This is a genomic window from Acidisoma sp. 7E03 (assembly GCF_054665075.1).
Map to the genome: position 1 here is coordinate 132,274 of NZ_BAAFHE010000009.1, position 21,306 is coordinate 153,579.

The 21,306-nt window shown below is 68.8% G+C and carries 19 protein-coding genes and 1 pseudogene; 10 read left to right on the forward strand and 10 right to left on the reverse strand.

What is annotated here, in order from left to right:
* Window positions 1-742, forward strand: a 742-nt coding sequence (locus ACYQ6W_RS15145; protein ID WP_459676449.1) for a GntR family transcriptional regulator, incomplete at its 5' end; no start/stop codon positions are given.
* Window positions 739-2,016 carry a cation:proton antiporter gene (locus ACYQ6W_RS15150; protein ID WP_459676451.1) on the forward strand — a complete coding sequence of 426 codons (1,278 nt, stop codon included), beginning with the start codon at window positions 739-741 and terminating at the stop codon, window positions 2,014-2,016. The genes ACYQ6W_RS15145 and ACYQ6W_RS15150, both read left to right, overlap by 4 nt.
* Window positions 2,017-2,157: 141 nt before the next feature.
* On the opposite strand, the gene ACYQ6W_RS15155 is transcribed toward ACYQ6W_RS15150, so the two are convergent.
* Window positions 2,158-2,655 carry an MgtC/SapB family protein gene (locus ACYQ6W_RS15155; RefSeq protein ID WP_459676452.1) on the reverse strand — a complete coding sequence of 166 codons (498 nt, stop codon included), beginning with the start codon at window positions 2,653-2,655 and terminating at the stop codon, window positions 2,158-2,160.
* Window positions 2,656-2,774: 119 nt separating this feature from the next.
* On the opposite strand from ACYQ6W_RS15155, the gene ACYQ6W_RS15160 reads away from it, so the two are divergent.
* Together ACYQ6W_RS15160 and ACYQ6W_RS15165 are read left to right on the forward strand one after the other, a co-directional pair.
* Window positions 2,775-4,130 carry an MATE family efflux transporter gene (locus ACYQ6W_RS15160; RefSeq protein WP_459676455.1) on the forward strand — a complete coding sequence of 452 codons (1,356 nt, stop codon included), beginning with the start codon at window positions 2,775-2,777 and terminating at the stop codon, window positions 4,128-4,130.
* 127 nt (window positions 4,131-4,257) lie between these two features.
* Entirely contained in the window at window positions 4,258-5,724 is a 1,467-nt protein-coding gene (locus ACYQ6W_RS15165; RefSeq protein WP_459676456.1) for a Hint domain-containing protein, read from the forward strand.
* 6 nt (window positions 5,725-5,730) lie between these two features.
* Here the strand turns inward: ACYQ6W_RS15165 and mtnK are convergent, their stop codons facing one another.
* Window positions 5,731-7,017: an S-methyl-5-thioribose kinase gene (gene mtnK / locus ACYQ6W_RS15170; RefSeq protein ID WP_459676458.1), complete on the reverse strand. Its 1,287-nt coding sequence runs from the start codon at window positions 7,015-7,017 to the stop codon at window positions 5,731-5,733.
* A 185-nt stretch (window positions 7,018-7,202) separates the two neighbouring features.
* Between mtnK and ACYQ6W_RS15175 the strand changes: the two genes are divergently transcribed.
* The gene (locus ACYQ6W_RS15175; protein WP_459676460.1) at window positions 7,203-9,269 is read left to right on the forward strand and encodes an ATP-binding protein; all 2,067 of its coding nucleotides are present in this window, start codon (window positions 7,203-7,205) and stop codon (window positions 9,267-9,269) included.
* Between the two features lie 19 nt (window positions 9,270-9,288).
* Here the strand turns inward: ACYQ6W_RS15175 and ACYQ6W_RS15180 are convergent, their stop codons facing one another.
* From ACYQ6W_RS15180 to ACYQ6W_RS15195, 4 genes are all read right to left on the reverse strand, one after another.
* The gene (locus ACYQ6W_RS15180; RefSeq protein ID WP_459676462.1) at window positions 9,289-11,637 is read right to left on the reverse strand and encodes a hypothetical protein; all 2,349 of its coding nucleotides are present in this window, start codon (window positions 11,635-11,637) and stop codon (window positions 9,289-9,291) included.
* Between the two features lie 247 nt (window positions 11,638-11,884).
* Window positions 11,885-12,316 (reverse strand): RcnB family protein, encoded by a 432-nt coding sequence (locus ACYQ6W_RS15185; protein WP_459676464.1) that lies wholly within the window; start codon window positions 12,314-12,316, stop codon window positions 11,885-11,887.
* Between the two features lie 135 nt (window positions 12,317-12,451).
* Window positions 12,452-14,002, reverse strand: a complete 1,551-nt coding sequence (locus tag ACYQ6W_RS15190) for a Y-family DNA polymerase (protein WP_459676465.1) — start codon at window positions 14,000-14,002, stop codon at window positions 12,452-12,454.
* Entirely contained in the window at window positions 13,911-14,618 is a 708-nt protein-coding gene (locus tag ACYQ6W_RS15195; protein ID WP_459676467.1) for an ImuA family protein, read from the reverse strand. Before ACYQ6W_RS15195 ends, ACYQ6W_RS15190 begins: the two co-directional genes overlap by 92 nt.
* Before the next feature lie 270 nt (window positions 14,619-14,888).
* Between ACYQ6W_RS15195 and ACYQ6W_RS15200 the strand changes: the two genes are divergently transcribed.
* The 3 genes from ACYQ6W_RS15200 to ACYQ6W_RS15210 are packed head-to-tail and all read left to right on the forward strand — an operon-like array spanning window position 14,889 to window position 17,162.
* Entirely contained in the window at window positions 14,889-15,194 is a 306-nt protein-coding gene (locus ACYQ6W_RS15200) for a hypothetical protein (RefSeq protein WP_459676469.1), read from the forward strand.
* Window positions 15,195-15,211: 17 nt separating this feature from the next.
* The gene (locus tag ACYQ6W_RS15205) at window positions 15,212-16,039 is read left to right on the forward strand and encodes a sulfotransferase domain-containing protein (RefSeq protein WP_459676471.1); all 828 of its coding nucleotides are present in this window, start codon (window positions 15,212-15,214) and stop codon (window positions 16,037-16,039) included.
* A gap of 28 nt (window positions 16,040-16,067) precedes the next feature.
* Complete coding sequence (locus tag ACYQ6W_RS15210) at window positions 16,068-17,162, forward strand: branched-chain amino acid aminotransferase (RefSeq protein ID WP_459676473.1); 1,095 nt, start codon at window positions 16,068-16,070, stop codon at window positions 17,160-17,162.
* Window positions 17,163-17,314: 152 nt separating this feature from the next.
* Here ACYQ6W_RS15210 and ACYQ6W_RS15215 read toward each other — a convergent pair whose 3' ends face one another.
* The 3 genes and pseudogenes from ACYQ6W_RS15215 to ACYQ6W_RS15225 all read right to left on the reverse strand — a co-directional run bounded on the left by ACYQ6W_RS15215 (window position 17,315) and on the right by ACYQ6W_RS15225 (window position 19,360).
* Complete coding sequence (locus ACYQ6W_RS15215; RefSeq protein WP_459676475.1) at window positions 17,315-17,779, reverse strand: VOC family protein; 465 nt, start codon at window positions 17,777-17,779, stop codon at window positions 17,315-17,317.
* A gap of 20 nt (window positions 17,780-17,799) precedes the next feature.
* Window positions 17,800-18,185 (reverse strand): annotated as a pseudogene (locus ACYQ6W_RS15220) (transposase); the annotation flags it as partial.
* Window positions 18,164-19,360, reverse strand: a complete 1,197-nt coding sequence (locus ACYQ6W_RS15225) for a CynX/NimT family MFS transporter (protein WP_459676478.1) — start codon at window positions 19,358-19,360, stop codon at window positions 18,164-18,166. The gene ACYQ6W_RS15225 and the pseudogene ACYQ6W_RS15220, both read right to left, overlap by 22 nt.
* A gap of 136 nt (window positions 19,361-19,496) precedes the next feature.
* Between ACYQ6W_RS15225 and ACYQ6W_RS15230 the strand changes: the two genes are divergently transcribed.
* Window positions 19,497-19,760, forward strand: coding sequence for a hypothetical protein (locus ACYQ6W_RS15230; RefSeq protein WP_459676480.1), 264 nt, complete (start codon window positions 19,497-19,499; stop codon window positions 19,758-19,760).
* Window positions 19,760-20,398, forward strand: a complete 639-nt coding sequence (locus ACYQ6W_RS15235) for a PRC-barrel domain-containing protein (protein ID WP_459676481.1) — start codon at window positions 19,760-19,762, stop codon at window positions 20,396-20,398. Before ACYQ6W_RS15230 ends, ACYQ6W_RS15235 begins: the two co-directional genes overlap by 1 nt.
* Before the next feature lie 3 nt (window positions 20,399-20,401).
* Here ACYQ6W_RS15235 and ACYQ6W_RS15240 read toward each other — a convergent pair whose 3' ends face one another.
* Window positions 20,402-21,277 (reverse strand): SDR family oxidoreductase, encoded by an 876-nt coding sequence (locus tag ACYQ6W_RS15240; protein WP_459676483.1) that lies wholly within the window; start codon window positions 21,275-21,277, stop codon window positions 20,402-20,404.
* Window positions 21,278-21,306: the final 29 nt, after the last annotated feature.

Here is a 21,306-nt window from a genome sequence, read left to right on the forward strand (position 1 = left end):
AGTTTTCTCTAGTTTCCCGCCGATCATGCCGCAGAGTCCTTCCCCCCGCGAACCGAAAGCGTGGCGGCCCGCCAAGGCCCGCCGCACCGGAGACGGCCCGGACCGGGTCTATGCCGCCCTCCGCCGCGACATCATCGAGCAAGGCTTGGCCGCCGGCACCAAACTGCCAGAACTCGACGTGGCGGAGCGTTTCGGCGTCAGCCGCACCATCGTGCGCGCCGCCTTCACCCGCCTGACGGCGGAAGGTCTACTGGTGCGCGCCAGCAATCAGGGGGCGCGCGTCGCCCTGCCCAGCCAGGACGAGGCCGCCGACATTCTCGACCTCCGCCGCAGCATCGAAGGCATCGTCATCGACCGGCTCTTCGAGGCCGGCCGCCCACGTCCGGACGTCGCGGCGCTGCGCGCCCATGTCGCCGAGGAGGAAAGGGCACTCGCCGCCGGGCCCGCCGGCCGCGCCGAATCCGTGCGGCTGTCCGGCGAGTTTCACGTGCGCCTGGCGGAAGCCGCGGGCAGCCCCCTGCTCGCGCGCTACGTCTCTGAACTCGTCTCGCGCTGCTCGCTCCTGCTCTCCGACCACCGCCTTGCCCATTCCGGCCATTGCGCGGTCGCGGAACACTGCGCGCTGATCGACTGCATCGAACGTGGTGACAAGCAGGAGGCTCTGACACAGATGCATCATCATCTTAGCGGAGTGGCCGATCGGGCGCTCCGCGGCACCGCCGGGGACGGCGATCCGTCGTGAGTGGCCTGAGCTTCATCGCCATCCTGCTGACGCTCTCGGCGGTCTGCGGGATCATCAACTACCGCCTGCTGCGGGTGCACGCCTCCACCGGGGTCCTCATCGTGGCCCTCGCCGTTTCGATCCTCGCCATCGCCATCGACCCGCTGGTGAGTTTCGTGAACTTCCGCGAACTCGCCCTTAGCCTGCTCGACACCATCAACCTGCCGGCGACGCTGATGAACGGGGCGCTCGCCTTCCTGCTCTTCGCCGGCGCCGCGCATGTCGACATCCGGGAGTTGCTGCGCCGGAAGTGGACGGTGCTGGTGCTGGCGACGGTCGGCGTGCTGATTGCCGTCGGCGTCTTCGGCACGGGCATCTATCTCGTGTTTCGCGCGCTGGGCCAGCCGGTGCCGTTCATCTGGTGCCTGGTGGTCGGCTCCATCCTGGCCCCGACCGACCCGGTGTCGGTCGTCGGTCTCCTCAAGCGTCTCGGCCTGCCTGCCGGCTTCCGTGCGATCTTTGCCGGCGAAGCGCTGTTCAACGACGGCGTCGGCGTCGTCGTCTTCACCGTCTTCCTGGGTCTCGCGACATCCAACGCCCATGTCCACGTCGTCGCCGAAGTCGCCCGCTCCTTCCTGCTGGAAGCGGTGGGTGCGGCCTTCCTCGGCTTCATCACCGGCTGGGTGGCGCTGCGCCTGATGCGCCGGGTGGACGATTACAATCTCGAACTCATCCTGACCCTGGCACTCGCCACCGGCACCTATAGCCTCGCGAGCTCACTCGGCCTCTCGGGACCCATCGCGGTCGTCGTCGCCGGCCTCGCCATGGGCAGCGAGACCGGCCACAACGCCATGAGCGAGATCACGCAGCACCATGTCTCGACCTTCTGGTCGATGATCGACGAGTTGCTGAACACCCTGCTCTTCCTGCTCATCGGCCTGGAATTCGTCTCCGTGCCGCTGACCGGGCTCGATCTGCTGGCAGGCGGCATCGCCATCCTGCTCGCCCTGCTCGCCCGCTTCGTGAGCATCCTCGTCCCGGTCGCCTTCCTGCGGCTGCCCGGCTTGCTGACGCCGCACGCCCTGGCCGTGCTGACCTGGGGCGGCTTGCGCGGCGGCATTTCGGTCGCCCTCGCGCTCAGCCTGCCGGGCGATGCCCCGCGCGGCCATCTGGTGCCGGTGGTCTATGCCGTCGTCGTCTTCACCATCATCGTGCAGGGGCTGACCATGCCGGCACTCGCCCGGCGCTACAACGCGGCGGAAGGCGTCGATCCGGACGAGGCCGCGGTGCATTAGGGGTCAGCGTTAGAGGGACGCACTCCGTTCATCCCGACCCGCGGCTTCATGCCGGGGGTCCACCCGTCGGGGCGCTCAGCCGGGGAGATGCGCGGCACGAGGGCCTAGCATGGGGGCCGGGCACGACGATGCCCAGTCGGCTCACCCCTCCTTCTCCCCGCGCCGCTCCTCCCGCGCCTGTGGCGGTGGTGCGTCGCGCTCCTTGAGCCCCGTCGTGAACCGCAAGGTCGCGAAGATCGCGAGCGACAGCAGCGAGGCAATGCCGAAGAGGCCGTAGCCCACGGCGGCCCCCAGCGCACCGGTGGCCCAGAGGCTCGCGGCCGTCGCCGTGCCATGGGTGTGATGCGCGCCCTTGAGGATGGCGCCGGCGCCGATGAAGCCCACGCCCGTCAGCAGGCCCTGCAGGATGCGCGCCTGCGCCGAGCCCGGCCCCGCGGCGGCGGTGCCGATCAGCACGAAGCCGCAGGCGGCGACCGCGACGAGCGGGAAGGTGCGCAAGCCTGCCGAGCGCTCCCGCTTTTCCCGGTTCCAGCCGGCCGGCAGCGCCAGCAGATAGGCGAGGAGCAGCGCGCCGGCATGGCCCGCGAAGCGGCCGAAGGCCGCCATCGGGTCCGCCCAGGCCACGGCCAGGCTCGACATCAGATCCGCATTGCCCTGCATCGCCGCCCGCGCCCCCCTTTCCCTGGAATGGCGCCGCGCGGCGCATCGTCAAGGGTCGCGCTCTTGCTCTGCTGCCGGGTTTTGGGCTCAGTGCGGCGATGAGCGTTGTCCAGTCCCCTCCCCCCGCCTTCACCGTCACGCATCGGCGGGTCCTCGGCATCGCCGTGCCGATGATGTTCGCCTATCTCAGTACGGCGCTGGTGGGTGCCGTCTCCACGGCGGCGATCGGGCAGCTCGCCGAACCGCAGCTCGCGGCCGGCATCGCCATCGCCGCGATCTTCTTCGACCTGCTGCTGGTCAGCCTGAGCTTCCTGCGCAGCACCACGCTCGGCCTCACGGCCATCGCCCTCGGCGAAGGCCGGCCGGCGGAGACACGGGCCGTGTTCCATCGGGCGCTCGCCACGGGGCTCGGCCTCGGGCTCCTGCTCCTATTGCTGGCAGGGCCTGAAATCCGGATCGGCCTGCCACTGCTCGGCGCGCAGGGCGCGGTCTATCAGGCGGCGGCCGCCTATTGCGTCATCCGCATCCTCTCGGCGCCATTAGAATTGGGCAACTACGCGATCCTCGGCGCGCTGCTCGGCCGCGGCCGCGCGGGCGCCGGCCTCGCGCTGCAAATCCTGCTCAACGGCACGAACATCCTCCTCTGCCTCTGGACCGTGCTCCATCTCGGCATGGGGGTGCGGGGCGCTGCCTGGGCGGCCGTCGCCGGCGAAGGCATCGCTTTCCTCGCCGGGCTCCTGCTGCTCGGCCGCATCATGGGGCCTGGGGCCTGGGCCGGCCTCCGCCCGGCACTGGCCGACCGGCTCGGCTGGCGGCACATGGCCGTGCTCAACCGCGACACGCTGATCCGCACCCTCGCTCTGCTCTTCGCCTTCGCCTTCTTCACCCGCCAGGGGGCGGCGCTCGGCCCCGCGGTGCTCGCCGCCAATGCGGTGCACATGCAGTTCTTCGCGCTCTCCGCCAATTGCCTGGACGGCTTCGCCGCCGCCGCCGAGCAGTTCGCCGGCCGCATGATCGGCGCACGCGACCGCGCGGGTTTTCTTCGCGCCGTCCGCCTCACCCTGGGCTGGAGCCTCGCCTCCGGCCTCGTCATCACCCTCGCCTATCTCGCCTCCGGCCAGGGCTTCATCGCCCTGATGACGCGGGCGCCCTCGGTCCGCGCTGCCGCATCCGCGAGCCTCCTCTGGGCCGCCCTGGTGCCGCTGATCGCCGCCGCAGCCTTCCAGCTCGACGGCATCTTCATCGGCGCCACCTGGTCGCGCGACATGCGCGACATGATGCTGCTGTCCCTCGCGCTCTTCCTCGGGGCCTGGGCGGTGCTGATGCCGCCGCTCGGCAATGCCGGCCTCTGGATCGCGTTCCTCTTCTTCTTCGCCATCCGCGGCTTGACGCTGGGCGCGGTGCTCGGCCGCCGCCTGCGCCAGGGACGGCTGCTCACCGCCTTCGCGCCCTAGGCCGCAGCCCGGAAACTGCGGAGTATCGTTTTCATTCCGAATTGTTGAGGACGCGCCGGACTGTTACGATACCGCCCTGCGGCAGTCATTCCGCCTGTCGCTCCGGTGACGGAAAGGCAGCCAGCCCATGTCGACCATCGACTACACGACGCTCGACTACAGCATCTCCGGCACCGCCTATTCCACCTTCCTGACCGGGATCGCCGGCACCAACATCGTCGGCATGTATGTCGGCAGCGATGGGGACGACCACGGCTTCATCTATGACGAGGCCAACCAGCAATGGATCATGATCGACGTGCCCGGCGCCGTCAGTACCGTGCCGTATGGGCCCACGACCGGTGACGCCACCACCGGCATCGTCGTCGTCGGCAGCTACAAGCTGGCCGGCTCCGCCTTCGACAACGGTTTCATCTACAAGGCGGCCGACGGCTCCTACGCGACGATCAACGCCCCTGGCGCCACCGATACGATTCCGCACAGCACCTATGGCAACTACGTCGTCGGCAATTACGACACGGGGCTCGCCGGCAACGACGACTATGCAAACTATCCGCTGTTCGGAAACGCCTTCATCTATGACATGACGACGCATGAGACCGTCACCAACGACAAGCCGGGCGCAATTAGCACCACGGCCTATGGCATCTGGGATCACGTCATCGCGGGCGGCTACACCGCGCTCGACGGCTCGGTCCAACTGACCCAGGCCTATCTCTACGACATGACGAGCGGGGACTGGTATTCCTTCACCCACCCCGGCGCGGTGGTCACGCATTTCGACGGCATCACCGGCGGCATGACGCCGGACAGCTACATCGTGACGGGCGACTATCTGCTGGCGGACGGCACCGAAGGTGCCTTCTCGGCGACGATCCACAATTTCACCGACATCGTCTGGACCGATCTCGCCTATCCCGATGCGGCCACCACCTCGGGCAATTCGGGCTACGAGGACCAGGCCGTCGGCGTCTATCTGAATGCGGGGTCCAACGCGGTTCATGGCTATGTCGCGACGCTGCCCTGTTTCGCCGCGGGCACGCGCATCGCGACGCCGGATGGCGAGGTTGCGGTCGAGACTCTGGTGCCGGGCATGATGGTCGAGACGCGGTTCGGCGGGTCGCAGCCCATCCTCTGGGCGGGGCGGCGGCAGGTTGATTGCGCGCGCCACCCGAACCCCACGCGCGTCTGGCCGGTGCGGGTACGGGCGCATGCCTTCGGCCCGAACCAGCCTTGCCGCGATCTCTACCTGTCGCCGGATCATGCGGTCTTCAGCCAAGGCGTGCTGATTCCCGTCAAATACCTCGTCGATGGAGACGCCGTGTGCCAGGCCCGGCGCAGCACGGTGACCTATCATCACCTCGAACTCGCCCAGCATGACGTGCTGACGAGCGAGGGCCTGCCGACCGAGAGCCTGCTGCCGCAGGCGGATCGCAGCGCCTTCGAGAATGGCGGCGGCCCGATCCAGCTGCATCCGGACTTCGCCCATCTGCACTGGGATGTCGCGGGCTGTGCGCCGCTCCGCGTCACTGGGCCGGAGGTCGAAGCCACGCGGGCAGCGCTTGCCCGCGCGGTGCGCCGCGCCTCCGCCTGAGGCGTCTCAGAGCGGGCGCGTCGGCGCCGGGTCGAGCCCGGCCGCCTCGAAGCGCGGCAGAGCGGCGACGAGAGACGCGATGTCGCCGTAGCGTTCGGGGTGCAGCAGGACGGAGCGCGCGAGCGCGAGGGCCCCGGCCTGGGCTTCGGCGCGCCGCGTCTCATCGGCGATGACGAGGAAATCGGCGATCTGCGCGAAGCCCAGCACGCGGCGGATGATCTTGCAGGCCATGAACATCAGCGCGTCGTGGAAGAGATCGGCGACATAGGCGCGCCGCCGCGTTTCCAGCCGGCTGGCGGCGACGGGTTCGGCGAAATGCGCCGCGGGGTAACCATCCGTCTCGCCCTCGAACGCCCGCCAGTGGTCGAGGAAGCGGGTTTCAAAGACGCGCCAGAAGGTCAGGATGTCCGTCAGGATCGTCTCGCGGAAGCCCGCCGGCGTGTCCGCGTGATGGGGCTTCGCGTACCAGGCCATGACGTAATGGGCGATGACGGTGCCGATGTCGAAGCCGCTCGGCCCGACCCAGGCGAATTCGCCGTCGATCACCCGGGTCTCGGTCTCCGTCACCATCACGGAGCCGGTGTGAAGGTCTCCGTGAATCAGGGACTGCCCACGCGTGAGATAGGTGAGCCGTGCCTCGGCCACCGCCTGCTTGAGGTCGATGTCGGCGCGGAAATCCGCGGCCCAGCCCACCAGCGCCGGCAGGATGCGGTTTCGGTCCGAGACTGTGTAGGGATCGGTGAAGACGAGATCGACGGAGATGCGCTGCAGCGCCAGATTGCGGGCGAAGGTCGCCTGGTCGGCGGCCTTCACCTCGAAAGGCGCAGCGAGATCGGAGGTGTGGAAGCTCGCCGCTGCAACGTAAGCGCCAAGGTCGGAAGCGGCGCGCGGCATCCGCCGCCCCGCGATCATCGCCTGGCGCAGGATGACGTGCGGGGTGAGCTGTTCCATGGCGAGCAGGAACTGCGCCGCGTCATAGTCGTAGAGGCGGGGTGCCAGATCACCGATGAAGGGCGCCAGGCGGCGGATGTACTCGGCTTCGAAAAAGGCGCGGCTCACATCCATCGGCCAGCCTTCGCCGGCGACGCGCACATACGGCAGCGCCTGCTTCAGGCAGAGCCGGCCGTTCGGCCCGTCCACCAGGAAGACCGCGTTGAGATTGCCGTCGGCCACGTCCCGCAGGCGCCAGTCATCCGGGCTGCCGCCGAGCCGGGCGGCCAGCGCAGGACGGCCGGCGATATAGACGGGCAGGCTCGCGAGATCGAGGATGCGGTAGGTGGAAGACTCGGGCATGGACGCGGTGGCCTCTGGCGGGTGGGCCGGTTGGCATGGTGCCGCCGCCGGCTTCTGAACCCTGGTTGATCCAATCGGCCAGTCTAGCGCGCTAGTTCGGACTTCACAGTCCCTCGATGGAAGAGAGGCGACTTGACCTGATACGCCAGCGAATGCGTTATCGTTGCTCAAATCGAGGCGAGACCATGACGGAGACGACGCCGGCGACCGGCGGCCTTCAGACAGACGATACGCGGGCGTCGGTCCTTCGCGCTTTCGTCGGTGACGAAGCCTATTACCGCGGTCTTTTCGACAAAATGGACCAGGGCTTCTGCGTCATCGAATTCTTCGATGGGCCGCACGGCCCCTTGAGCGATTACGTCCATGTCGATGCCAATCCGGCCTATGCGGTGCATGCCGGCATTCCGAACGTCGTCGGGCAGAAGCTGCGCGACATGGTGCCGGACGAAGCCGATTCCTGGATCGCCCGCTATGGTCCCGTGCTGGCGACGGGACAGCCCATCCGTTTCGAGCAGGAGTTGGTGAAGACAGGCCGGCATCTCGAAATCACCTCCTTCCGCCTCGAACCGCCCGAACGCCGGCAGGTCGCCGTTCTGTTCAAGGACGTGACGGATCGTAAGCGGTCCGAGCGCCGGCTGCAGGAGCTGAACGAGACGCTGGAGGCCCGTGTCGCCGAGGCCTTGGCTGGGCGCAGCCTGTTCGCCGAGATCGTCGAAAAGACCAACGCCTTCGTCCTCGTCGTCGACATGGACCTGCGCTACCGTGCCATCAACCGCGCAGCGGCGAACGAGTTCGAGCGTGTCTACGGCATCCGTCCCAAGGTGGGCGATACGATCGCCGACCTTCTGGGCGACCGCCCGGCGCTGCTCGCGGCCGTGCAGGACAGCTGGTCCCGCGCGCTGGCGGGCGAAGACCATGTGGTGACGCGAGAATACGGGGATCCTGCCTTCGCCCGTGCCTTCTACGAACAGCATTATGGCGTGCTGCGGGATGGCGAGGGCCGGCAGATCGGCGCCTTCCAGTTCTGCTACGACGTGACGGAGCGGCTGGCCGAGCAGGAGCGGCTGAAGATCACCGAGGAGGCGCTGCGCCAGGCCCAGAAGATGGAAGCCGTCGGCCAGCTGACCGGCGGCCTCGCGCATGATTTCAACAATCTGCTCGCCGGCATTTCCGGTACCTTCGAAATGATCGGCATCCGCGTCGCGCAAGGCCGCACGGCGGATGTCGAGAAGTATCTTGCGGCCGGCCAGGGGGCGGCACGCCGCGCCGCCGCCCTCACCCATCGGCTGCTCGCCTTCGCCCGGCGGCAGACGCTGCAGCCCAAGCCGGTCATCGTCAACCGCTTGCTCGCCGATCTCGTGGAACTGGTGCAGCGCACGGTGGGCCCGGCCATCGCGGTGGAGACCATCGCCGCCGGCGGGCTGTGGACGGCGCTGGTGGACGCCAATCAGCTCGAGAATGCGATCCTCAACCTCTGCATCAACGCGCGCGACGCGATGCCCTCGGGCGGCCGGATCACCATCGAGACGGCCAATCGCTGGCTGGACGAGCGCACGGCGCGCGAGCGCAATCTGTCGGCTGGGCAATACGTCACCATCAGCGTGACGGATACCGGCACAGGAATCGACAAGTCGATCCTGGACCGCGTCTTCGATCCCTTCTTCACCACCAAGCCGATCGGCGAAGGCACCGGCCTTGGCCTCTCCATGGTCTATGGCTTCGCCCGCCAGTCGCACGGCCATGTCCGGATCTATTCGGAGGTCGGCCACGGCACCACCGTCAGCATCTACCTGCCGCGTCATCTGGGGGAGACGGTGGAGGCCGACATGACGCATACCGCCCTCACGCCCCGCCAGTCGCATGCCGGAGAGACGGTGCTGATCGTGGATGACGAACCCACGGTGCGGCTACTCGTCGCCGATGCGCTGGGCGATCTCGGCTATGCCTGTATCGAAGCCGAGGACGGTGCTGCCGCCCTGAAGGTTTTCGAGAGCGATACGCGGATCGATCTGTTGATCACCGATGTCGGCCTGCCGGGCGCGTTGAATGGCCGGCAGGTCGCGGATGCGGCGCGTGTCTCACGCCCCGATCTCGGGGTGCTCTTCATCACCGGCTATGCCGAGAACGCCGTGCTCAACCACGGCCATATCGCGCCGGGGATGGAGGTGCTGACGAAGCCCTTCGGCGTGGACGACCTCATCCGCCGGGTCGAGCGGATGCTGCACGAAGGCCGCGGCGGCCAGGGGAAATAGGCGGCGCCGGCCGCCGCCCTCAGAACAGTGTGTGTGCCAGCCCCACGAAGGTGATTTCGGTGCCGTCGGTCAGCCGCATCACGTCCGACCCGGAAACGACGTGTTCGCTCGCGATCGCCCAGCCGGCGAAGCCGCCGAAAGCGAGATTGTCGATCGCGCTGAAGCCCAGGATCGCCTCGCTGCCACCGGCATGACCGTCGAGAAAGGCGAAGACCGTGGGTCCGCCGCCGCCGATGACGGTCGCGGCACCCGAACCGCCGACCATCGTATCGGCCGCGTTGTTGAGGGCGATGAGGGCGGTGCCCCCGGCGGTGAAGACCGTCTCCGCACCACTGCCCGTGGTTCCGTTCATGATGGACTGGCCGGTGCCGGCCACCATCATCGTGGGGCCGGTGCCGCCGGCGAATTCGGTGACGTTGGCGCCCCCGACCAGGGTGGAGGCGCCGCTGCCACTGCCCCCGGTCAGCGTGTTGTGGCCACTGCCGCCCATGAGCAGCGTTGCCTGGCTCCCCGTGCTGCCCCAGGCGAGAAGCGAGCCCGTGCCACCGCTCACCGACACGGCGCCGGACCCGCCGACAACCTGAAGGCTGCCCGCGCCGCCGAAGACCTGAAGGCTCTGCGCACCACCCGCGACAGTCAGCGCGCCGCTGCCGGCGGAGATGGTGTCGGCCCCCGCGGCGAAGACGAGGCTTGGCCCAGCCTCGGTCTCGAGCGCCGTCTCATGCTGGAGGAAGATTGTCGCCGCACCGGAGACCGTGAGCCGGTCCCCGCTCGCCGTGTCCAGAACGGTGGCATAGCCCGTGGGCACCGGGGCCGTGCTGCCACCGGTCAGCACCAGAGCGGCCGTGTTCGTCCTGGGCGCCGGAATGCCGCCCGGGCCTGCGAAAGTCACGTCGGACTGAGCGAAGCCGGCGCCGTAGCGGCTCTGTGCCAAGCCTGCCATCGCGCTCGTCGCGCCGAGAAAGAGGAAGGACGGCACGGTTTGGCCCGCAACGGCCGGGGTGCTGGCGGCAGACGCGCCGCCCGAGGCTGTGGAGTTCGATTGCGGCGTGCTGGCGGGGCTGGATCCGGCGCTCGACACCGGGGCGGTTCCACCGCCGGAGACGGCGTCGGAGCCGCCTCCGCTGGTCGTGGACACCACCTGCGGGGCGACCTCGACGATGAGCGGATGGTCGGTCAAGGCGAGGGTGACGCGGCTGACGCCTGTGAGCGTCTGCACCGGCGCGGTCCCAAGCAGAGGATCGAAGATCTTGACCTGCGCATAGGTCTTGCCGAGGTCGAGGGTCGTTTCGCTAACGGGAGCCGCGATTTCGTGCCCACTCGCCTCATCCCAGATGGCGGGCTCGGCCCAGACCACGATGTCGGTCGCGCCTGATGATTTCTGCAGTTCCAGACTGTCACCGGTCGAAGGCAGGCCTGGAAGGGTATAGGCGAGCGGCGTGGTGGTGAAGGTGGTGGCGCGGCTGCCGGGGTCGGCCAGAATGGCCGTCAGGTCGTGCAGCGCGACCGCCGCTTCCTTCGGCTGGTTCGCCGGATCGAAGAGGCCGAAGCCGTCATCCCCCTGCGGCGAGCCCGGCTGATAGGCGTCCATCAACTGATACAGATAGGTCATGGCGATGCCTTGCTTGGCATCGTCCATCAGCAGATCCAGCGTGTAGCGGGCTTGGACATCCTGGTTGACCGCGCCACCCGTGCCACCGTTCGTGCTGTAGCCCGTTTCGGTATAGACGGCGGGTCCCGTCGCCGGGTGTTCGTTGCCGAGGGCCTGGGCGCGCGCGACCCAGGCCTGCGGCGCCTCGCCCTGGTTCGGATAGGGATGCTGCGTATCGGCATCCGCGAGGCCCGGGGTCGTCGCCGGATTGGGTCCCGCGGCGATCCCTCCCGCATCGTAGCCGGTGAAATAATAGACGGAAGCGCCCTGCAGCAGCGGCGTCGCCTTCACCGCAGCATAGATCGCTTCCTGCAAAGCGACGGCCCCGGCTAGGCCGCCAATGCCGCCGAAGGTGAGGGGAAAATTGTTGATCTCGTTGGCGCCTTCGATGGCGGTGACGCTGCCGGGAGCGGCGGCGGCGAGCCTCTCGACCAGCGCCAGATTGGTTGCAACGTCAGCGAGCGTATGGTCGCCACCGACGAAGAGCAGGATGTCGAAGGTGATGCCCTGCTGCGCCAATTGGATGTAGCTCGACAGAGGCGCGGAGCCGGCGGCGCCATCGCTGATCGGGTCACGGACTTTCGTGATGCCGAGATAGGCGAGATCAGCGCGGACATTGTTCAGATTGGCATAGCCGCCGTCGGTGTAGGGGATGTGCGTGTTCACACCCAAAGTGCTGAGGAAATCCGCAGCGCGCATGACGGTGGTATCGACCATCTATCGCTCACGTTTCGGTGATGATGAGCGGTCTACACCACGGATCATCCTTTCGGCGCAAGAGAAATGATCAAGAACCTGTCTAAAGGCGCCCGAAGATACTCCCAAAGAGGTAGAATACGCGTGCATGAAACAAAACACACGCAGACTTTCGACTAAAGTATTAGGTCTTTGGGCAGAGGGCTGAAACGCAGAAGGCGGACCTGGAGGGTCCGCCTTCTCAATCTTCGACGGTTGGTGATGGCGCTTACTGGTACGGCGTCATGCTGGCGCCGATCACGGCGCCGATGATCCCGCTCGCGATCGCGACCAGAACGTATTGGTTGTTGTACCAGACCCATTGCTGGCCGGGCGGCGGCGGGTAGAGGCCGGGATGGGCGTGCCAGTCGGGCACCGGCTGCCAATAGCCATGCGGCGCGTCGAAGCGCTGGCCCCGCGCCCAGTGGTGCCAGCCGCCCGGCGGGGGCGGCGGCGGATGCCCGCGGCCCCAGCCCGGGCCACCGGGGCCACCTGGGCCGCCGGGCCCGTGGTTCCAGCCCGGCGGCGGCGGGCCTTGATGGTGACCGGGACCGCCCGGCGGGGGCGGCGGCGGGCCGCCAGGTCCGCCCATCGGCTGGGCCATCGCCAGAGGCGCGGTCGTGAGGGTGAGGGCCAAGGTGGCCGACAGCAGGCGCTTCATCGCGGCATCCTTCTCATGGAGCACATGAGGAGGAAGATGGCGGCGCCGCGGCGCACGGCAATGGGGCCAGGCGATGACGAGACGGCAAGGCCGCCTCGCATGCCGCGGAGTTTGCAGCTCTTTGTCGGTTGCACCTCAGAAAATGCCGTGCAGGAACCAGGCGAGCGTGCCGGTTTCCGGCCGCTCCCCATCACCCCGGCGGAACAGCCAGAAGCGCGCCCCCTCCTCGTCTTCCACCGCCCAGTAATCCCGCACCGCTTGCTCTTCGCCGCTGCGGCGCCACCATTCGCCGAAGATGCGCTCGGGCCCATCCGCCCGCAGGATGCGGTGACGCCCCTGGCGCCAGGTGAAGGCTGCCGGTGGCTGGTCCGGCAGCACCGCGATCGCCTGCACCGGCTGCGGCGGGGTGAGCAGCCGCAGGGGGCGCGGCAGTTCCGCGGGCCAAGTGCGGCCCGTCGGCGGCACCAGCGGCGGCAGGCGGCGCAGGCTGCGCTCCGGCACGTCGCTCTCCACCGGGGCCCAACGATAGACCTGGGCGGCGCCGAAGCGCGCCACCAGCCGGTCCACCAGCGGGGCGAGCGCCGCCATCTCTCCGGCGGCGGAGGGTGCGGCGAACGCCGCATGCTGCTCGGCCTCCGCACGTTCGGCGAGCGGCACCCAGAGCGTCATCGCCTCCACCCCATGCCCCGGCTCAATCGTCTCGATCTTTTCGCTCAGCAGCCGGGCGAGCTGTGCTGCATCCCGTACCGGCCGCGCCGTGCCGACCGCCACCACCTGCAGCGTGCCGTCCACCCGCTCGCAGACGAGATCGAGCCGCCGCGCCCCCTCCCCGCGCCGGGTCAGGGCCTCCGCGATCGCCCGGGTGAGGCGGCCGATGACGGTCGCGAAGGCCTCCGCCGTGCCGATGGGTTCGAGGAAGGTCAGGCGCTGGCGCAGCAGGCTGGGCGGCGGCACGGGCTCCAGCGGCTCGAAGACCGTGCCGCGCACATAATCGAGCTGGCGCAGCAGGCTGGCGCCGAACCGCCGGGCGAGCGGCGCACGCGGCGCCTGCAGAAGAGCACCGACCTCACCGAGGCCGAGGGCGGCGAGGCCGCGCAGGGTCTCCCCCGGCAGGCGCAAGGCGGCGAGCGGCAGGGGCGCGATCGCGGCTTCCGTGCCGCCGGGCGGGCAGATCACGGGCGCGGTGCCTGCGGCATAGCGGGCCAGCCCCCAGGCGGCGCCCGGCGTATCGGCGACCGCGAGGCGGCAGGCATGGCCGGCGCGGGCGAGACGGCCGGCGATCTCCGCCAGCAGCCCGGCCTCGCCGCCATGCAGATGGTCGGCCCCCGTGCTGTCGATGCGGATGCCATCCGGCGGGTCGGCCGCGGTCAGCGGCGCATAGCGCTGGCCCCGGGCCGCCAGCTCCCGCAGGGCGGCGGCATCCCCGGCTGGATCGGCCTCGATCACCTGCAGATCGCGATGCATGGCCTGGACTGCGGCCAGCGGCTGGCCGGGCAGAATGCCACGCGCTCGGGCGCGCGCATCGGCCGCGCCCACGACGTGGCGGCGCCCGTCATGCAGGCGGGTGACGCAGCCGCCGGCCGTGGCGGCCGTGCTATCCGCTGCGGCGTGCCCGTCCGCCTGCCGCTGCCGGCACCACCGTTCGGTGGCCCAGAAGGGCAGGAAGACGGAGATGACCCGTCTCATCGCAGGCCTCCAGAATCCAGGATGCAGGGGCGGCGCCGCGGCAGCGGAGCAGATCGACCTGCCAGAGCGCCGGGGCGAGGCCCGGCACCTCCGGCGCCTCCGGCACCACGGGGCCGGACGGCAGGCGCCGCAGACGCCAGCGCGTCAGCGCCGGGATGGGCAGGTCTCGCGCGGCGGCGCCCGCCTTGCGCGGGCGGCGCAGCAGGAAGGCCGGCAGGCCCGCGGCCTCGGCCGCATGCTGCAGGCGGCGGGCCGGCGTGGGCGGCAGATCCGCGACCTCACCCACCACGCCCGCGAAGCCGCCATGGCGCAAGCCTTCCTCCAGCACCAGGGCCACGGCCTGCGGCGCCTGCACGTGCAGTACGCGGTCGGGGTGGAGCCCGGCGCCGGCGAGACCCGCCGGAAAGAGATCGTCCCGCTCCCCCACCCAGAGGACGGGGCCGGAGAGCCGCGCCAGAATGCCAGCCGCCATCAGCCCCGCTGCGCTACCATGGGTCGCACCCGTGCCTGCATCCGCGAGGTCGTGCAGGCCGCCGAGGCGCAGGCCCCCCCCCGGCAGGTGGCGATCCATCATGTCGACGCCGAAAGGCAGGACAGCGTGCGAAGCCGGTGCCATCGCCCCACGCTCCAGGCACGCGATATCCGCACGAAGATCTTCAAGTGTTTGAAACGATTGGTTCATTTTCTGCGTCGGGCGGAGGAAGAACAAGAACATAATAGGAACATACGTCGGCTGCAAAGTGCCGAATCAGCGAGGGCGGCCTGACGCAGGGCATGGGGCACGGCAGGGTCGACCGGGCCGCTCTGGTGCCGCTTCCGCCAAACCGTTTACTTTTTCACATCGCGGCCACACCGGGGCCGCCCCTCCTAGGGAAGGCGAAACGGGATGAGCAATGTGATGGACACGGCGAGCGAGACCCGCGAAAAATTCCTCACCGCGACGCGCATCCTCGCCTCCCATGCGGGGCCGATGAAGGTGCGGCTGCGCGAAGCCTTCGTGCCGGACCTGATCGCGCTGACTCCCGCCGACATGCCCTGGCCCGATCTCTGGGACCGCTTTCTGACCTTGCGCGAAGAACTCGCGCCCCATAACCGCGCTGACGTGCTGCTGGAACGCTGGTGGGATTTCGAGCTCGGCCGCATCGCCGGCGAGATCGTCGACATCTACGACGAGCTGACGCGCCGCGCCTGAACCGGCCCGCCTCTCCCATGGGTCAGCTGCTCTGGATCGCCTCCTATCCCAAATCCGGCAATACCTGGGTCCGCGCCTTCCTGCACAACTACATCCGTGCGGGAGACCGCCCGCAGGACATCAACGACCTCACCGCCCTGACGACCGGCGAGAGTGCCGCCGCCCGCTACCAGCCGCACGATCCGCGCCCGGCCACGGCCTACAGCATCGCCGACGTCCAGCGCCTGCGCCCCATCGTGCATCGCGAGATGGCGGCGGCCCGCCCCGGCATCACCTTCGTCAAGACGCACAACGCCCTTCTCGTGGTGGAAGGCGTGCAGACCATCACCAAGGAGGTGACGGCCGGCTGCATCTACGTGCTGCGCGACCCGCGGGACGTCGCTGTCTCCTTCAGCCGGCATCTCGGCCTGTCGCTGGACCGCACCATCGCCTTCATGGCCGATCCCGAGGCCGCGACCGGCGGGACGGAGAGCAGCGTCTATGTCCGCCTCGCCACTTGGTCCGCCCATGTGCATTTCTGGACGCGCCGACCGAGCCCGCAGCTGCACGTGCTGCGCTACGAGGACATGCTGGCCGATGCGGCGGGCGCCTTCGGCGGCCTGGTCCGCTTCCTGGGCGAGGCTCCTGAGCCCGCCCGGCTTGCGCGCGCCGTCGCTTTCAGCGATTTCGCCGTGTTGCGCGCCCAGGAAGCGGCGCACGGCTTCGTCGAACAGCCGGCGCAATCGGCCGATGCCTTCTTTCGCGTGGGCCAGGCCGGGCAATGGCGGCAGGTGCTGAGCCCCGCGCAGGCGGCCCGCATCGAACGGGACCACGGCGCGGTCATGCAGCGCTTCGGCTATCTTTGAGTCGCGTGTTGGAGTGAGGAAACAGGACATGAATGCAACGGAACCGGCTTTCATCGAGGTGGCGGGGGGCAGCCCGCAGCCTGAGGCGGTACGCCAGGCCGCGATTGCCAATCCGGGCTTCGGCCGGGTCTTCACCGACCACATGGCGACGATGCGCTTCAGTGCCGAGCGCGGCTGGCATGACGGGCGGATCGAACCCCTCTCCACCCTCTCCTTCCACCCGGCGACCGTGATGCTGCACTACGCCCAGATGATCTTCGAGGGGCTAAAGGCTTATCGCCTGGCAGACGGCACGAGCGCGCTCTTCCGCCCCGAAGCCAATGCCCGCCGCATGCGCCATTCGGCGGAGCGGCTGTGCATGGAGCCGCTGCCCGAACATCTCTTCGTCGAAAGCGTGCGGGCCCTGGTGCGGCGGGACGCGGGCTGGATTCCGGCCAAGGAGGTGGGCACGCTCTATCTGCGCCCCTTCCTGCTCGGCACCGAAACCGCCCTCGGCGTGCATCCCTCCACCGACTATCTGTACTGCCTGATCGCCTGCCCCGTCGGCTCCTATTTCAGCAGCAAGGCGGCGGCGCTCACCATCTGGGTCTCGGAAACCCTGACGCGGGCCGCGCCGGGCGGGACCGGTGAGGCGAAGTGCGGCGGCAACTACGCGGCAAGCCTCACCGCCATCGCCGAAGCCAAGCGCGAGGGCTGCGACCAGGTGGTCTTCCTCGATGCGGTGGAGCACCGCTATGTCGAGGAACTCGGCGGCATGAACGTCTTCTTCGTCTTCGCGGACGGCTCGCTGGTGACGCCGCCGCTCGGCGGCACCATCCTGCCCGGCATCACGCGCGATTCGATCATCCGCATCGCCCGCGACCAGGGGCGCAAGGTGCGCGAAGAACTCTACACCATCGATCAGTGGGCCGAGGATGCGGCGAGCGGGCGGCTGGTGGAGGCCTTCGCCTGCGGCACGGCGGCGGTCATCGCGCCGATCGGCCGCGTGCGCGGCCGCCACCACGACATCACCATTGCCGATGGCGGCATGGGCCCGGTGACGCAGGGGCTCTACACCACGCTCACCGGCATCCAGCGCGGCGAACTGCCCGACCCCTATGGCTGGGTCGAACGGCTCGGCTGACGTCGGAGGGGCGCGACCTCACGCCGGTAGGCGCCCCTCAACGGACTGTCATCGCTTTGGCAGATCAACTACGGCCGGATTCGGCCAAGTGCTGCGTGGACCAGCAAAAGATGCTGAACACCGCGCAGCGTAACTATTACTAGGATCCAGACTCAATTTGCGTTTGGCGATTGCATGAACTCGATCGTCGCGCCATCGGGGCCGACGACGTACATCACCTTCGTTCCTGCTCGGGTACCGCCAGAGATTACCTGCGGCTTTCCTTGTGGCCTCCATTCGTAGACTGCAATCCGTGCCAGAACCTTGTCTAAGTCGTCCACGATAAGAGCGAGATGAGCAAATCCTGGATCGAAGGGCCTGGACGCTCGGTGTTGTAAGTCGACACCTCGATACTCCAGTAGTTCAATCATCTGCCCTGCCAGGGATACGATGGCCATGCGGACGGATGCTCCGTGAGCCCCGGTCACCTCTCCAAGGAATTCCCCACCCATCTCGCCGACCCGAACCAGCTGCCCACCCAAGCCTTCGACCCAGAAGCGAAGGGCTAAGTCCAGCGAGGCAACGGAGAAGCCGACATGGTCGGCGCGACGCACGATGAAATCCGAATTCTCAACCACAATTCTCTCCAAAGGTGTGATCAGCACCAAAAGGCGATGGCAGTAGCGAGAGCGACTGCCGACAGGAAGTTGTCAGCGAGTTTGTCATAGCGGGTGGCAACGCGCCGGAAGTCCTTGAGGCGGCAGAAGGCGTTCTCAATGAGGTGGCAACCGGCGCAGCGTTGCTTGTCGTAACGGATAACCCGCTTTCGGTTGCGCCGGCCGGGAATGACCGGGATGGTACCAGCGTCGCGGACCGCGCAGCGCAGGCGATCGGCATCGTAGCCCTTGCCGCCGGCGCGACCAGCGATTGAAGCGGTTGTAGACCATGGTCGATGAACCACAGTCGACCGGGCAGTCGCCCCAGCGGCAACCGGCCTTCAGCACCGTGCAGGATGCCGGAGATCACCTGACGATCGGCCGGGCGCCGCGCGTGATGTGACGATCCTTCCCGGCGCCCAGGCCTGCGGCGAGCAGCCCCGCCCCGAGGACGAGGATGAGCAGGGCGAGCCCGGCCCAGCCCTTCTGCCCGGCATGCAGCAGCCCGGCCAGCAGCGGCCCGGCGGAGGCCAGCACATAGCCCACGCCCTGCGCCATGCCGGAGAGATGGCGCGTGAGGTGCGGGTCGGGCGTGCGCAGCGCCAGCAGCATCAGGGCCACAGCAAAAAGGCCACCCTGGCTGACGCCGAGCAGCACCACCCAGAGCCAGACGGTGGCGGGCGGCGCGTAGAGGCAGGCGAGCAGGCTGCCGACGCAGAGCAGCGTCAGCCCGGCCGCCGCCGGCCGCTGATCCCGCCCGAGGGTCGCGAGCGAGGGGGCCACCAGCGACGCCACGGACTGCGCCAGGATGGAGAGGGACAAAGCGAGGCCGGCGTCCACGGCGGAGAGGCCGCGATCCCGCAGGATGGGCGCGAGCCAACCAAAGACGATATAGGCGAGCGCCGATTGCAGCCCCATGAAGAGCGTCACCTGCCAGGCGAGCGGATGGCGCCACAGCCAGCCGGAGCGCTGCGGCCGCACCGGCTCCGTTTCGGCCGCTCGCGCCTGCGGCAGCCAGAGCAGGCCGGCGAGCATGGCCGGCACCGCCCATAGGCCAAGGGCGGTGGACCAGCCGCCGACGCGATGATCCAGCGGCACGGTGGCACCGGCCGCAAGCGCCGCACCCATCGACATGCTCATGACATAGAGGCCGGTAACCGCCGCGACGCGCTGCGGAAAATCCCGTTTCACCAGGCTCGGCAGCAGAACGTTGACGATGCCGATACCACCGCAGGCGAGACCCTGGCCGGCGAAGAGCGCCCAGGCACCGCCCGAGCTGCGCAGGGCCGTGCCGAGCATCAGCGCCGCCAGCGCGGCGAGCAGCGCCCGGTCCATGCCTAGCCGCCCGGCAAGCCGGGGCGCCGCCGGGCTGAACAGGCCGAAGCAGAGCGAGGGCAGCATGGTGAGCAGGCTGGCCCCCACCGGCGACAGACCCGTCGCGCGGATGGCGTCTGGCAGCACGGGGCCGAGGCTCGCGACCGGCGTGCGCAGGTTGAAGGCGATGGCAACCAAGGCCGCAGTCAGCAGGAGAAGCCGGGTGCTGCGCGCAGGGAGATCAGTCATGGCAAAGGCCCTAGCACTCCACGACGGATTTGGGCAGTGCAGCCCCCGGGTCGTGCTCGCGCGCAGTTGCGCATGGCCGGCCGGGCACGGGCCTACGCCATGCCCATATCTCCTCGGTCAGCCAAGGGAGACAAACATGGCCCAGTTCGGTGGCGATCCGGTCAATTTTCCGCAAGGTAAGGATGCGAACGCCAACCCGCGCCGGCCCGATCCCGAAACCCCGCCCGGCGGGGCTGCCGGAGTAGGCGATCCGCCGAACACCGGCGGCCGCAGCCAGACCGAGGCGGTGCGTATCGCGCGGCGCGGTGGTTCGGTGGCCCCGCCCATCACGCAGGAGGCGGAGAAGCAGGGATGGATACCGAAGCCGCCGAAGGCGGGACCCCGGGCGGGAGACCGCTGATGCCGCGCCTCTCGCACTGGTCGGGCGCTGCGGCCATCGCGCTGCTGATGCCGTTCTCGGCGCCGGCCTTCGCCCAAAGCACCACGCCGGGCAGCCCCGCGAACGTCGCGCCCGACACCGCCCAGTCCAACCCGCAGAACCGCACGCCCGACTCGGCCGGCACCCAAACCGGCAAGGTCAGTGACCAGGCCCTGGGTGATAAGGCACCCCAGGCCAACATCACCCGGGTAGACGGGAAATGGCGGATGAGTAAGCTCGTCGGCACCACCGTCTACAACGAGAAGGGCTTGGTGTTGGGCACGGTGAACGACCTTCTGATGAGCGAGAACGGCACGGTGCAGGAAGCGGTGCTCTCCGTGGGTGGCGTGCTCGGCCTCGGCAGCAAGCTCGTGAAGGTGCCCTTCGACAAGCTGAAGCTGGTGCCGAGCCAGGCGAACCCGGCGCATGCCGGGTCCGGCAGCACCGTCGCCACGCCTCCGAACGCGCCGGAGACGAAATCCGCGACGGCGGCGAGTGGCGGCACCCCGGGCGCCTCCTCCGCGACGCCGGCGCAGAATTTCGACTACGGCCTGATCTATCCGGGCGCCACGAAGCAGTCGCTGCGTGACGCGCCGGACTTCACCTTCAAGCCCTCCTGAGCCTCAGGCGGCGTCCCCCGCGATCAGGGACGCCGCGAAGGCGCGATAGCTGCGGAGCGGCCGGCCGAGCAGCGTGGTGAGCCGCGCGACGTCCCCGACCTCCGGGATCATGCCGTCGGTCACGTAGCGCTCCGCCATCAGGCGCATCTCATAGGCGGCCCAGGGCGGCATGAAGCCCGCCATGGTCTGCTCGAAACCGCTCGGGTCGTCTCCACCATAGGCGATGGAACGGCCCAGCAGCTCCGACCAGAGGGCGGCGAGGCCGGGGCCGGTCAGCGTATCGGGGCCCACGAGGTTGATCGTCTCCACGGGCAGCGGGCCCGGTGCCTGGTCCCGGCGGATCAGCTCAAGCGCCGCCACTTCGGCGATATCGCGCGTATCCACCATGGCGACGCCCTTGCTGCCGACCGGCATGGGGTAGACGCCGTGGTTGAGGATGACGTCCTTGATCATGGCGTCGTTCTCGATGAAGTAGGACGGCCGCAGGATGGTGGCGTTGAAGCCCATCTGCTGGATCATCTGCTCGGCACCGCGCTTCACCGCGAAATGCGGCACGTTGACGAAACGATCGGCATGGATCACCGAGAGATAGACGACGCGCTCGATCCCGGCTTCCCGGGCGATGTTCAGCGCGATCAGCGCCTGGGTGAATTCGTCGCCCGTGACGGCGTTCAGCAGGAACAGCGTGCGCACGCCGGCCATGGTGCGCCGCAGCGCCGCGATGTCCAGCAGGTCGCCCTGGGCAAGGTCCACCTCAGCCGGAAAGCGAGCCTTGGCGGGATCTCGCGTCAGCGCACGCACCGAGGCGCCGCGGCTCACGAGCTGATCGACGACATGGCGGCCGACACGACCGCTGGCGCCGGTGACGAGGATGGTCATGAGGATCACTCCCTGTGGGTTTTGAAGAC